Origin of the sequence: Inquilinus sp. CA228 (assembly GCF_052078665.1) — a bacterium.
Classification (GTDB): domain Bacteria; phylum Pseudomonadota; class Alphaproteobacteria; order DSM-16000; family Inquilinaceae; genus Inquilinus.
Genome location: NZ_JBQJIK010000132.1, coordinates 1 through 11,900, shown reverse-complemented (window position 1 = coordinate 11,900; position 11,900 = coordinate 1). Strand labels below are relative to the sequence as shown.

13 protein-coding genes and 2 tRNA genes are annotated in these 11,900 nt (G+C 67.5%); 11 read left to right on the top strand and 4 right to left on the bottom strand.

Annotated features, from left to right (window positions below; all coding sequences use genetic code 11):
• From ACTOWL_RS36590 to ACTOWL_RS36575, 4 genes are all read right to left on the bottom strand, one after another.
• On the bottom strand, positions 1 to 214 hold a 214-nt coding region (locus ACTOWL_RS36590), incomplete at its 3' end, for an NAD(P)H-hydrate epimerase (protein ID WP_441326234.1).
• 35 nt (positions 215 to 249) lie between these two features.
• Entirely contained in the window at positions 250 to 1,035 is a 786-nt protein-coding gene (locus ACTOWL_RS36585; RefSeq protein WP_441326232.1) for an HpcH/HpaI aldolase family protein, read from the bottom strand.
• Between the two features lie 57 nt (positions 1,036 to 1,092).
• Positions 1,093 to 1,168, bottom strand: a tRNA-His gene (locus ACTOWL_RS36580).
• A gap of 37 nt (positions 1,169 to 1,205) precedes the next feature.
• Positions 1,206 to 1,281: transfer RNA gene (locus tag ACTOWL_RS36575), tRNA-His, on the bottom strand.
• A gap of 149 nt (positions 1,282 to 1,430) precedes the next feature.
• Between ACTOWL_RS36575 and ACTOWL_RS36570 the strand changes: the two genes are divergently transcribed.
• The 11 genes from ACTOWL_RS36570 to ACTOWL_RS36520 all read left to right on the top strand — a co-directional run bounded on the left by ACTOWL_RS36570 (position 1,431) and on the right by ACTOWL_RS36520 (position 11,760).
• Positions 1,431 to 2,597 carry a pyridoxal phosphate-dependent aminotransferase gene (locus ACTOWL_RS36570; protein ID WP_441326231.1) on the top strand — a complete coding sequence of 389 codons (1,167 nt, stop codon included), beginning with the start codon at positions 1,431 to 1,433 and terminating at the stop codon, positions 2,595 to 2,597.
• Positions 2,598 to 2,764: 167 nt separating this feature from the next.
• Positions 2,765 to 3,103, top strand: a complete 339-nt coding sequence (locus tag ACTOWL_RS36565) for a P-II family nitrogen regulator (RefSeq protein ID WP_034832554.1) — start codon at positions 2,765 to 2,767, stop codon at positions 3,101 to 3,103.
• A gap of 80 nt (positions 3,104 to 3,183) precedes the next feature.
• Positions 3,184 to 4,596 (top strand): type I glutamate--ammonia ligase, encoded by a 1,413-nt coding sequence (glnA, locus tag ACTOWL_RS36560; RefSeq protein ID WP_441326230.1) that lies wholly within the window; start codon positions 3,184 to 3,186, stop codon positions 4,594 to 4,596.
• A 240-nt stretch (positions 4,597 to 4,836) separates the two neighbouring features.
• A complete protein-coding gene (locus ACTOWL_RS36555; RefSeq protein ID WP_441326229.1) occupies positions 4,837 to 5,865 on the top strand; it encodes an ABC transporter ATP-binding protein in 1,029 nt (342 codons plus the stop codon).
• A gap of 8 nt (positions 5,866 to 5,873) precedes the next feature.
• The gene (locus ACTOWL_RS36550) at positions 5,874 to 6,764 is read left to right on the top strand and encodes an ABC transporter permease (RefSeq protein ID WP_441326228.1); all 891 of its coding nucleotides are present in this window, start codon (positions 5,874 to 5,876) and stop codon (positions 6,762 to 6,764) included.
• Positions 6,761 to 7,549, top strand: coding sequence for an ABC transporter permease (locus ACTOWL_RS36545; RefSeq protein WP_441326227.1), 789 nt, complete (start codon positions 6,761 to 6,763; stop codon positions 7,547 to 7,549). Before ACTOWL_RS36550 ends, ACTOWL_RS36545 begins: the two co-directional genes overlap by 4 nt.
• 15 nt (positions 7,550 to 7,564) lie before the next feature.
• Entirely contained in the window at positions 7,565 to 8,608 is a 1,044-nt protein-coding gene (locus ACTOWL_RS36540) for an extracellular solute-binding protein (RefSeq protein WP_441326233.1), read from the top strand.
• Positions 8,609 to 8,678: 70 nt separating this feature from the next.
• Entirely contained in the window at positions 8,679 to 9,731 is a 1,053-nt protein-coding gene (locus tag ACTOWL_RS36535) for an extracellular solute-binding protein (protein ID WP_441326226.1), read from the top strand.
• Positions 9,732 to 9,840: 109 nt separating this feature from the next.
• Positions 9,841 to 10,476 (top strand): ATP-dependent Clp protease proteolytic subunit, encoded by a 636-nt coding sequence (locus ACTOWL_RS36530; RefSeq protein WP_441326225.1) that lies wholly within the window; start codon positions 9,841 to 9,843, stop codon positions 10,474 to 10,476.
• Entirely contained in the window at positions 10,466 to 11,029 is a 564-nt protein-coding gene (locus tag ACTOWL_RS36525) for a YcbK family protein (RefSeq protein ID WP_441326224.1), read from the top strand. The genes ACTOWL_RS36530 and ACTOWL_RS36525 overlap by 11 nt, the downstream gene beginning before the upstream one ends.
• 116 nt (positions 11,030 to 11,145) lie before the next feature.
• Entirely contained in the window at positions 11,146 to 11,760 is a 615-nt protein-coding gene (locus ACTOWL_RS36520) for an NAD(P)-dependent oxidoreductase (protein ID WP_441326223.1), read from the top strand.
• Positions 11,761 to 11,900 lie beyond the last annotated feature (140 nt).

Below are 11,900 nucleotides of genomic sequence, written 5' to 3'. Positions count from 1 at the left end.
CCAGCGAGGCCACCCGCACCGGCCAGCCCCGCTCCGCCAACAGCCGGGCGATGACATAGCCGTCGCCGCCATTGTTGCCGGGGCCGCACAGCACCGCGACCGGGCGCGGCGACCAGCGGGCGCGGATCGCCCGCGCCACCGCCGCCCCTGCCCGCTCCATCAGCACGATGCCGGGGGTGCCGGCGGCGATGGTGCGGCGGTCGGCCTCGCCCATCTCCGCCGCGGTCAGCAGCGCCAGGTCGGAGATCGTCACCGGCCCAGCTTCCCGACCGCCTCCTTGAAGGCGGCGATGTCGGCGCGGGCCGCGTCGCGCAGCAGGGTGATCTCGGCCGGGCCGATGACGATGCGGCAGCCGTCCCGCACCATCTCGGCCGGCGAGCGGCCGAGCGAGGGCAGCGAGCCGAGCCATTTGCCGCTGTCCTGGATGGCGCGCTCGGCCCGGCGAATCGTGTCGCGCACCTCCGGGTCGTCGAAGCGGCCGAGCTTGCCCAGGCTGCCGGACAGGTCCCAGGGGCCGATGAACAGCCCGTCGACGCCGTCGACCGCGGCGATGTCGGGAATCGCCTCCACCGCCTGCCTGGTCTCGATCTGGCACAGGATCAGGAGATTGTCGGAGATGGTCTGCTGGTAGTCGGACGCCAGGCCGAAATCGGCGCCGCGGGCGATGCCGTAGGCGACGCCGCGGATGCCGGCCGGCGGATAGCGGCAGGCAGCGACCGCGGCCTCCGCCTCTTCCTTCGAATTGACCTGCGGCACCATCACGCCCTCGGCCCCGATGTCCAGGATCCGCTTGGCGTAGACCGGGTCATTCCAAGGCATGCGGACGATGCCAGTGGCCGGGGTGCCGGCCAGGGCCTGCAGGCTGGGCACCGCATCGGCGACCGCGGCCGGCCCGTGCTCGTGGTCGAGCAGCACGATGTCGTAGCCGGCGAGGCCGAGCAGCTCGGTGATCAGCGAATGGCCGATGCCCTGCCAGCAGCCATAGACGGGCTCGCCCGCCCGCAGCTTCCGTTTCGCGGCGTTCGGTCGATACAAGGCAGCCTCCTCCGATGCGGTGGAGACAGGCGTATCAGAGGATGACAGGAAGGGAAATGGGGCGACTGACGGGGCTCGAACCCGTGACATCTCGGACCACAACCGAGTGCTCTACCAGCTGAGCTACAGCCGCCACCGGCGCTTGTAGCAGACGTTGCAGAGGAGGGAAATGGGGCGACCAACGGGGCTCGAACCCGCGACATCTCGGACCACAACCGAGTGCTCTACCAGCTGAGCTATGGCCGCCACGGCATTTGCGGCGGCTCATATGAGGCATCGCCGTGACGGCGTCAAGCGCTAGACGCAATCCCGCCTTTCGAAGGCGCAGCGGGGCATGACCGCGGGCCTTTGGGGATCCATAGTCCGCCCCGACACAACTCAGCAGGGTTAGGCAGATGCTCATCCAGTCGGCCGCCATGGCCAATCTCGGCACCGAGACCGCGTTCGACGTGCTGGCCCGGGCCCAGGCGCTGGCGGCACAGGGCCGCGACATCATCAATCTCGGCATCGGCCAGCCCGATTTCCGCACCCCCGACCACATCGTCGAGGCGGCGGTGAAGGCGCTGCGCGACGGCCATCACGGCTACACCCCGGCCGGCGGCATCCCGGCGCTGCGCCGGGCGGTGGCCGACGACCTGGAGGCCCGGCGCGGCGTCACGGTCGACCCGGATGACGTGGTGATCATGCCGGGCGGCAAGGTGACGATGTGGTTCGCCATCCTGATGTTCGGCGAACCGGGGGCCGAGATCCTGTACCCCAACCCCGGATTCCCGATCTACGAATCCGCCATCCGCTTCACCGGGGCGACGCCGGTGCCGGTGCGGCTGCGCGAGGAGAACGGATTCGCCTTCTCGGCCGAGGAGGTGCTGGCGCAGATCACGCCGCGCACCCGCCTGCTGATCATCAACAGCCCGGCCAACCCGACCGGCGGCCTGGTGCCGAAGGCCGAGCTGGACCGCCTGGCCGCGGGGCTGGAGCGGCACCCGCATGTCGCGGTGCTGAGCGACGAGATCTACAGCCGCATCCTCTACGATGGCGCCGAGCACAGCTGCTTCCTCTCCTACCCCGCCCTGCGCGACCGGGTGATCCTGCTGGACGGCTGGTCCAAGACCTATGCCATGACCGGCTGGCGGCTGGGCTGGAGCGTCTGGCCCAAGGCGCTGCGCGAGGGCGCGACGCGGCTGGCCGTGAACTCGCACTCCTGCGTCAACGCCGCCGCCCAATATGCCGGCATCGCCGCGCTGCAGGGGCCGCAGGACGCGGTCGATACGATGTGCGCCGCCTTCGCCGAGCGTCGCCGCGTGGTGGTCGACGCGCTGAACCGGCTGCCCGGCGTGCGCTGCGTCGAGCCGGGTGGCGCCTTCTACGCCTTCCCCAACATCAGCGGCACCGGGCTGTCGGCCAAGGCGCTGCAGACCCGGCTGCTGGAGGAGTGCGGCGTCGCCACCATCGCCGGCACCAGCTTCGGCGCCATGGGCGAGGGCTTCCTGCGCCTGTCCTACGCCAACAGCGTCGACGCCATCCGCCAGGCCGTGGACCGGATGGCGGGCGCCCTGACTTGATCGAAGCCCAAAGAAGCAGCACTATGCCTAAATTCTGAGCAAGCCCCCGTTCGTCCTGGTCGCCGACGCGGAGTCGGCGACTGGCACGGGGCTTGCTTCACTTGTCGGCGAGAGCGTTCCGCACCCGGCGGTGGCGCGCAAACGATCCAGGGAACGGTTCCGAACCCATGAAGAAAGTCGAAGCCATCATCAAGCCGTTCAAGCTCGACGAGGTGAAGGAGGCCCTTCACGAGGTCGGGATCAAGGGCATCACCGTGACCGAGGCGAAGGGCTTCGGCCGCCAGAAGGGCCACACCGAGCTCTATCGCGGCGCGGAATACGTGGTCGACTTCCTGCCCAAGGTGAAGGTCGAGGTGGTCATGGAGGATGCCCTGGTCGAGCGTGCGATCGAGGCCATCCAGCAGGCTGCCCAGACCGGCCGGATCGGTGACGGCAAGATCTTCGTCACCCCGGTGGAGGAAGTCATCCGCATCCGCACCGGAGAGAAGGGCGCCGACGCCATCTGAGCGTCGGCCCCGCGCGCGAGCCGCCCAAGAACGCCTCTCAAGAAACGCAAACACAGTCCGAAACACAGGAAAAAAGCATCATGGCCGATGGTGTGACCAAGGTCCTCGACCTGATCAAAGAGAACGACGTCAAATACGTCGACTTCCGCTTCACCGATTTCCGCGGGAAGGTGCATCACGTCAGCCAGCACGTCTCGACGGTGGACGAGGACATGCTGACGGACGGCGTCATGTTCGACGGCTCGTCGATCTCCGGCTGGAAGGCGATCAACGAATCCGACATGATCCTGATGCCGGACGTCGACACCGCGGTCATGGACCCCTTCGCCGCCCAGGCGCAGCTGAACATCACCTGCGACATCAACGAGCCGGCCACCGGCCAGCCCTATAGCCGCGACCCGCGCTCGATCGCCAAGTCGGCGGAGCGCTACATGGCGTCGCTCGGCATCGGCGACACCGCCTATTTCGGCCCCGAGGCCGAGTTCTTCATCTTCGACGACGTCCGCTACCAGCAGAACACCACCTCGGCGTTCTACTACCTCGACAGCGAGGACGCGTCGGAGAACAGCGGCAAGGTCTATCCGGACGGCAACCGCGGCCACCGCGTGCAGCCGAAGGGCGGCTACTTCCCGGTGCAGCCGCTGGACGCCGCGCACGACCTGCGCGCCGAGATGCTGACGACCCTGGGCGAGATGGGCGTCGAGGTCGAGAAGCACCACCACGAGGTCGCCTCCTCGCAGCATGAGCTCGGCATCAAGTTCGCGACGCTGATCAAGGCCGCCGACGCGCTGCAGCTCTACAAATACGTGATCCACAACGTCGCCGACGCCTATGGCAAGAGCGCGACCTTCATGCCGAAGCCGGTCAAGGGCGACAACGGCTCGGGCATGCATGTCCACCAGTCGATCTGGAAGGAAGGCAAGCCGACCTTCGCCGGCTCGGGCTATGCCGACCTGTCGGACACCGCGCTGTACTACATCGGCGGCATCATCAAGCACGCCAAGGCGCTGAACGCCCTGACCAACCCGTCGACCAACAGCTACAAGCGCCTGATCCCGGGCTTCGAGGCCCCGGTGCTGCTGGCCTATTCGGCCCGCAACCGCTCGGCCTCCTGCCGCATCCCCTATGTCTCCTCGCCGAAGGGCAAGCGCGTCGAGGTGCGGTTCCCGGACCCGAGCGCCAACCCCTACCTCGCCTTCTCGGCCATGCTGATGGCCGGCCTCGACGGCATCCAGAACAAGATCCATCCGGGCGAGGCGATGGACAAGAACCTGTACGACCTGCCGCCGGAAGAGCTGAAGAACGTCCCGACCGTCTGCGGCTCGCTGCGCGAGGCGCTGCTGGCGCTCGAGGCCGACCACGCCTTCCTGCTGAAGGGCGACGTGTTCAGCAAGGACATGATCGAGGCCTATCTCGAGCTGAAGTGGGAAGAGGTGTACGCCTTCGAGCACACCCCGCACCCGATCGAGTTCCAGATGTACTATTCGGTCTGATCGGACCGGTTTCGACCCGAGAGAACCCCGCCGGCGACGGCGGGGTTTTTTCTTGCGCGCACAACCGCCTGGATAGGCTTGCGATTGCCCGCGGCACCTGCTGATATCGATCCCATCAGCGCAGCGGCCGGACGCGGGAAGCCCAAACGGGCCCGGCCGGCCAGGCGCGGTGCCGCCAGGGGTCCCCGACGGTCCGCCCCCGAGGTCTCGCGCCCTGCCGGAACAAGAAACGAGGCCATCTTGACAGGGACGGCAATCGACGTTGTCGACGTGACCAAGGTGTTCGGCAGCGAGCAGAGCGGCGCGGTCCGGGCCCTGAGCGGCGTATCGGTCCAGATCCGGGACAACGAGTTCTTCACCCTTCTAGGGCCCTCCGGCTGCGGCAAGACCACCCTGCTGCGCATGATCGCCGGCTTCGAGGAGCCGACCAGCGGCCACATCCTGCTGCACGGCAAGCCGATCGAGGGGCTGCCGCCGCACAAGCGGCCGGTGAACACGGTGTTCCAGAGCTACGCCCTGTTCCCGCACATGACGGTGCGCGAGAACATCCGCTTCGGCCTGGAGATGAAGGGCGTCGACCGCGCCCGGGCCGATGCCCGGGTCGCCGAGATGATCGCCCTGGTCAAGCTGGGCGGGATGGAGCACCGCAAGCCGGCGCAGCTGTCCGGCGGCCAGCAGCAGCGCGTCGCCCTGGCCCGGGCGCTGGCCAGCGAGCCGCAAGTGCTGCTGCTGGACGAGCCGCTGTCGGCCCTCGACCTCAAGCTGCGCAAGGAGATGCAGATCGAGCTGAAGCGGCTGCAGACCGAGACCGGCATCACCTTCATCTTCGTCACCCACGACCAGGAGGAGGCGCTGACGATGTCGGACCGGATCGCGGTGATGAGCGAGGGCGAGATCCTGCAGATCGGCGGCCCGCGCGACATCTACGACCGGCCCGAGCGGCGCTTCGTCGCCCATTTCATCGGCGAGACCAACTTCTTCGACGGCCCCTTCGCCGCCCGGCTGGGCTGCGCCGACGGCGCCACCCTGGCGGTGCGGCCGGAGCGCATCCTGCTGTCCGCCGAGCCCGGCACGGACGGCCTGGCCGGGACGGTGGAGACGGTGGTCTATGTCGGCACCGACACCACCTACTACATCCGCCTGGCCGAGGACGGGATGGTGGTCACCGCCCGGCTGCAGAACCGCACAGGGGCGCCGCAGAGCTTCCAGCCGGGCGACCGGGTCGGCATCGCGGTACCGGCCGGCGCCGGCCACGCTTTGGCCGATTGAGGGCCACGATGGCGCGCGGCAACTCACTGAAAATCCTGGGGCTGATCGGGGTCCCGGTGGGCTTCATCCTGGTCTTCTTCATCGTCCCGCTGGCGATCATGGCGGTTGTCTCGGTCGCCGAGCGCGGCCCGTTCGGCGGGGTGCAGTGGAACACCTTCTCCCCCGACGCCTATGTCCGCTTCCTGTATGAGCGCGACTTCGACGACAGCCTGATCTGGAACCCAGCCTACGCCCAGATCCTGCTGCGCTCGGTCTGGCTGTCGCTGCTGACCACCGTGCTGTGCGTTCTGATCGGCTTCCCGACCGCGCTGCACATGGCGATGCAGCCGCCGCCGCGGCGCAACCTGCTGATCTTCCTGGTCACCATCCCGTTCTGGACCAACCTCCTGGTGCGCAACTACGCCTGGATCCTGATGCTGCGCTCCGGCGGGCTGCTCGATTCGGCGCTGCAGGGGCTGGGGCTGACCACCGGGTCGCTGAACCTGATGTACACCGAGACGGCGATCGCCATCGGCCTCACCTACTCCTTCCTGCCCTTCATGGTGCTGCCGATCTATTCCAGCCTGGAGAAGCTGGATTTCCGGCTGGTCGAGGCCGCCTACGACCTCGGCGCCGACAAGTGGCGGGCGTTGCGCCGGATCGTCATCCCGATGGCCATGCCGGGTATCGCCGCCGGCGCCATCCTGGTCTTCATCCCCTGCCTCGGCGCCTATGTCACGCCGGACCTGCTGGGCGGATCGAAGTCGATGATGATCGGCAACCTGATCCAGAACCAGTTCGGCTCGGCCCGCAACTGGCCGTTCGGGGCCGCCCTGTCCTTCGCCCTCTTGGCCGTGGTGCTGCTGGCGATGATGCTGTACCTGCTTCGCTTCCGCGGCGCGCCGCAGGTGGCGAAATGAGTGCGCCGTCGAACCTGCGCCGCTTCCCCGGCGTCCGCGCCGCCGCCTGGGCCTTCTTCGCCTATCTCTACATCCCGATCGTGGTGCTGCTGGTGCTGGCCTTCAACGCCGGCAGCACGGCGACGATCTGGGGCGGCTTCAGCATGCGCTGGTTCGGCGTGGTGCTGAACAACCCGGACATCCTGCGGGCGGCGAAGAACTCGCTGATCGTCGCCTCGGTGTCCTCCGTGGTCGCGACCGTGATGGCGATCCCGGCCGCGATCGGCATGGCGCGGCGGCGCTTCCGCGGCCAGGCCGCCGTCAGCGCCCTGATCGCCCTGCCGCTGGTGGTGCCGGAGGTGGTGACTGCGGTGGCGACGCTGCTGTTCTTCACCGCCATCGCCCTGCCGCTCGGCCTGTTCACCATCATCCTGGCCCATGTGGTGTTCTGCATCCCCTTCGCCTATCTGCCGATCCGGGCGCGGCTGGAGGGCATGGATGCCAGCCTGGGCGAGGCCGCGTCCGACCTCTACGCCACGCCCTGGCGGGCCTTCCGCCGGGTGACGCTGCCGCTGCTGTGGCCCGGCATCCTGTCCGGGCTGATGCTGGCCTTCATCATCTCGCTCGACGATTTCGTCATCACCTTCTTCGTCTCCGGCGCCGGGGCGACCACCCTGCCGATCTACATCTACGGCATGATCCGCATCGGCGTGACGCCGGAGGTCAACGCCATCTCCGCGCTGATGCTGCTGATCTCGATCGTCTTCGTCGCCCTGTCCTGGGTGGTGGGACGGGCGCGGAGCTAACCAGGGAGGCCCGAAATTCGGAACCGACGCATCTGCCTGGCCGCCGCCTTCGCCGCGACCCTGCTGACCGGCCCCGCCGCCTGGGCGGCCGGCGACCTGTTCCTGTTCAACTGGACCAACTACACCCCGCCCGACCTGCTGAAGAATTTCGAGGCCGAGACCGGCATCAAGGTCACGCTCGACGTCTATGATTCGAACGAGACCCTGCTGGCCAAGATGCAGGCCGGCGGCGCCAGCTACGATTTGGTGGTGCCGTCCGACTACATGGTCGACATCATGGTCAAGCAGGGCCTGCTGCAGGAGATCGACGCCGCCGCCATGCCCGGCTTCGGCAATGTCGCGGCGCCGCACGACAAGCCCTGGTACGACCCGGAGCGGAAATACTCCGCGCCCTACATGTGGGGCACCACCGGCTTCACCTATGACAGCGCCAAGGTGCAGGGGCCGGTCGACGACAGCTGGTGGTCGATCTTCAACCCGGACGGCCCGTTCAAGGGCAGCCTGGCGATGATGAACGACTCGGTCGAGGTGTTCAACGCGGCCGCCTATTACCTGGGCATCGATCGCTGCACCGAGAGCAGCGAGGACGCCGGCAAGATCTTCAAGCTGCTGGAGGCGCAGAAGCCGGCCGTCTCCCTCTACAACTCCGACGGGTCGGTCGACCGCATGGCCGCCGGCGAGGTCGTCGCCCACATGCAGTGGAACGGCGCCGCCCACCGCACCAAGCTGCAGCGGCCGAGCGCGGTCTTCGTCTATCCGAAGGAAGGCCTGAGCCTCTGGGCCGACAACCTGGTGGTGCCGAAGGACGCGAAGAACCCGGAGAACGCCAAGACCTTCATCGCCTGGATGCTGAAGCCGGAGAACATCGCCGCCGCCAGCAACTTCACCACCTACATGAACGCGATCAAGGGCTCCGAGGCCTTCATGGACAAGGCCCTGAGCGACGACCCGGCGATCAACATGCCGCCGGAGGACGCCGGCCGGCTGCGCCCGGCCCAGAACTGCTCTGCCGCTGCGGTCGAGTTGCGCGACCGGGTCTGGACCCGCCTCAAATCCTGAGCGGCCAGGCCTTCGTCCCGAATGTCGGCGGGGCGCAACATCACAATCCGACGACAACAGAGAGGTTGAGATGGGATCCGCAAGACAGCTTCTTCTCGCCGCCGTCGCGGCCGCCGGGGCGCTGACCGCGGCGTCGGCCGCGCAGGCTGCCGGCGAGCTCTATTTCTACAACTGGTCGAACTACTACCCGCCGGAGCTGCTGAAGAAGTTCGAGGCCGAGACCGGCATCAAGGTCACGCTCGACGTCTATGATTCGAACGAGACCCTGCTGGCCAAGCTGCAGGCGGGCGCCGCCGGCTACGACGTGGTGGTGCCGTCCGACTACATGGTCGACATCATGGTCAAGGGCGGCATGCTGCTGGAGATCGACGCCGGCAAGATGTCGAACTTCAAGAATGTCGGCGCGCCGCACGACAAGCCCTGGTACGACCCGGAGCGGAAATATTCCGCCCCCTACATGTGGGGCACCACCGGCTTCAGCTACGACACCACCAAGGTCGAGGGCGGCAAGGTCGACGACAGCTGGTGGTCGGTCTTCAACCCGGACGGCCCGTTCAAGGGCAAGCTGGCGATGCTGAACGACCCGGTCGAGGTCTACAAGGCCGCGGCGATGTACCTCAAGATCGATTTCTGCACCGAGAGCAGCGAGGACGCCGGCAAGATCTTCAAGCTGCTGGAGGCGCAGAAGCCGGCTGTCGCGCTCTACAACTCCGACGGCACGATCGAGCGCATGGTCGCCGGCGAGGTGGTGGCCCACATGCAGTGGAACGGCGCCTCGCACCGCACCAAGGAGGGCAAGCCGACCGTCACCTATGTCTATCCGAAGGAAGGCATCAACTTCTGGAACGACAATTTCGCCGTGCCCAAGGGCGCGCGGAACGTCGAGAACGCCAAGATCTTCATCGACTGGATGATGAAGCCCGACACCGTCGCCGCGGTCAGCAACTTCACCGGCTACAACAACGGCATCAAGGGCTCGCCGGAGTTCATGGACGCGAAGCTGCGCGACGACCCGGCGGTGAACACGCCGCAGGAATATCTGAGCCGGCTGAACCCGAACAAGAACTGCTCCGCGGCCGCGGTCGAGCTGCGCGACCGGGTCTGGACCCGCCTCAAATCGTAAGCCGCCCCGCCCGCTTCGCGATCATTGCCGGAAGGCCCTGGTTGCGAAGCGGGGTCGGGCACGCTACCTCTTGCAGGTCTGACAGATCTTTTAAGTGACAGGATCCCCCATGGTCGACCGCCCGTTCCCGCCGCGTCTCGACGACGAGGAAGAGGAAGAAGAGGAAGAGCGCCCCGAAAAGGAGAAGAAGGAGGAGCTCGGCCCGCAGATCGGCAACATCCTCTTCAAGAACCGGACGGTGCTGCTGTTCGGCGAAATCTCCATGAAGCTGGCGCAGGCGATCAGCGCGCAGCTGCTGGCGCTCGCCGCCGATGACGAGAAGAAGCCGATCCGGCTGGTGATCAACTCGCCGGGCGGCCATGTCGAGGCCGGCGACACCATCCACGACATGATCCGCTTCATCGGCGCGCCGGTGAAGGTGATCGGCACCGGCTGGGTGGCCAGCGCCGGCGCCCACATCTACCTCGCGGCGAAGAAGGAGAACCGCTTCGCGCTGCCGAACACGCGGTTCCTGCTGCACCAGCCGTCCGGCGGTGCCGGCGGCCGGGCGGTCGATATCGACATCGAGGCGCGCGAGATCATCAAGATGCGCCGCCGCCTCAATGAGATCATCGCCAAGGAGACCGGACAGCCGATCGAGAAGGTCGAGCGCGACACCGACCGGAACTACTGGATGTCGGCCGAGGAGGCGAAGGAGTACGGCCTCGTCGCCAAGATCATCGACAGCATCAAGGATGCCGGCTGACCCCATCGGGTCGCTGACGCGGCGGCGGGCCCTGCTGGGGCTCGCCGCCCTTCCCTTCTGCGCCGCGGCGGCCCCGGCCGTCGACCAGACCGGCGAGCGGCGCCTCAGGCTCTACAACCCGCACACCGATGAACGCTTCGACGATGTCTATGCCGTCGACGGCGTGGTTTCGGCCGACGCCTGGAAGCGGCTGAACTGGCTGCTGCGCGACCACCATGTCGACAAGGCGACCGACATGGACCCGGGCGTCTTCGACCTGCTGTGGCTGATGTCGCGGCGCTATCAGGTCGCCAAGGGCCGGCGGGTGACGATCAACCTGCATTCCGGCTTCCGCACCCCCGAGACCAACGAGAAGCTGCGCCCCGAAGGCGCCGCCCGGAACAGCCTGCACCTGCAGGGCAAGGCGGTGGACCTGTCGGTGCAGGGCTACGGCATGGTGTTCCTGGCGAACCACGCCCGGGCGGTCGCCAGCGGCGGCCTCGGCCTCTACTGGCGCTCCGACTTCGTCCATCTCGACACCGGGCCGAAGCGGCTCTGGTACAAGCGGTTCTAGCCCGCCGCCGGTCATTCCGCAGTCCCTCGGTTACTTTCAACACCCTTCTTGCGCGGGCGGGCGGGAATGCCGAACTTGCCGCCGGTACCTATTCGTAACCAAGTTCGGAGAATTCCATGGCGAAGCTTGCCCTGATCGGCGCCAGCGGCAGTGTCGGCTCCAAGATCCTGGCCGAGGCGCTAAGCCGCGGCCACGAGGTCACCGGCATCGTCCGCAACCCGGAGAAGCTGCCGCAGCACCCGAAGCTGACCGCCCAGCGCGGCGACGTGTTCGACGCCGACGGGCTGGCCAGGCTCCTGGCCGGGCACGATGCGGTGATCAGCTCGGTGCACTACACCGCCTCCGACCCCGCTTTGCTGCTGCGCGCGGTCAAGGCGTCGGGCGTCAGGCGCTACCTGGTGGTCGGCGGTGCCGGCAGCCTGGAGGTGGCGCCGGGTGTGGCGCTGGTCGACACGCCGGAGTTCCCGGCGCTGTACAAGGAGGAGGCGTCCAAGGGCCGCGACTACCTCACCCTGCTGCGTGGCGAGGCCGGCCTCGACTGGACCTTCCTGTCGCCCTCGGCGGTGATCGCGCCGGGCGAGCGCACCGGCACATTCCGGCTGGGCGGCGACCAGCTCCTGGTCGGGGCGGACGGGCAGAGCCGAATCAGCCAGGAGGACTATGCCATCGCCCTGATCGACGAGCTGGAGAATCCAGCCCATGTCCGGCAGCGCTTCACCGTCGGCTACTGAGACCGTCGGAAGCGCTACTGGTGCGGCCGTCTGACGGCGGTTTCTGCGCTTCCGGTGCTCACGGACCCAAACGTCCGCTGCGCGCCGGTTCTCGAAACCACCGCCAGCCGACTCACACCAGCGCACTTCCAAACGGTCTC

Coding starts and splice junctions, on each gene's coding strand:
- ACTOWL_RS36570 (WP_441326231.1), top strand. CDS start 1,431: ATGCTCATCCAGTCGGCCGCCATGGCCAATCTCGGCACCGAGACCGCG.
- ACTOWL_RS36565 (WP_034832554.1), top strand. CDS start 2,765: ATGAAGAAAGTCGAAGCCATCATCAAGCCGTTCAAGCTCGACGAGGTG.
- glnA (WP_441326230.1), top strand. CDS start 3,184: ATGGCCGATGGTGTGACCAAGGTCCTCGACCTGATCAAAGAGAACGAC.
- ACTOWL_RS36550 (WP_441326228.1), top strand. CDS start 5,874: ATGGCGCGCGGCAACTCACTGAAAATCCTGGGGCTGATCGGGGTCCCG.
- ACTOWL_RS36545 (WP_441326227.1), top strand. CDS start 6,761: ATGAGTGCGCCGTCGAACCTGCGCCGCTTCCCCGGCGTCCGCGCCGCC.
- ACTOWL_RS36535 (WP_441326226.1), top strand. CDS start 8,679: ATGGGATCCGCAAGACAGCTTCTTCTCGCCGCCGTCGCGGCCGCCGGG.
- ACTOWL_RS36530 (WP_441326225.1), top strand. CDS start 9,841: ATGGTCGACCGCCCGTTCCCGCCGCGTCTCGACGACGAGGAAGAGGAA.
- ACTOWL_RS36525 (WP_441326224.1), top strand. CDS start 10,466: ATGCCGGCTGACCCCATCGGGTCGCTGACGCGGCGGCGGGCCCTGCTG.
- ACTOWL_RS36520 (WP_441326223.1), top strand. CDS start 11,146: ATGGCGAAGCTTGCCCTGATCGGCGCCAGCGGCAGTGTCGGCTCCAAG.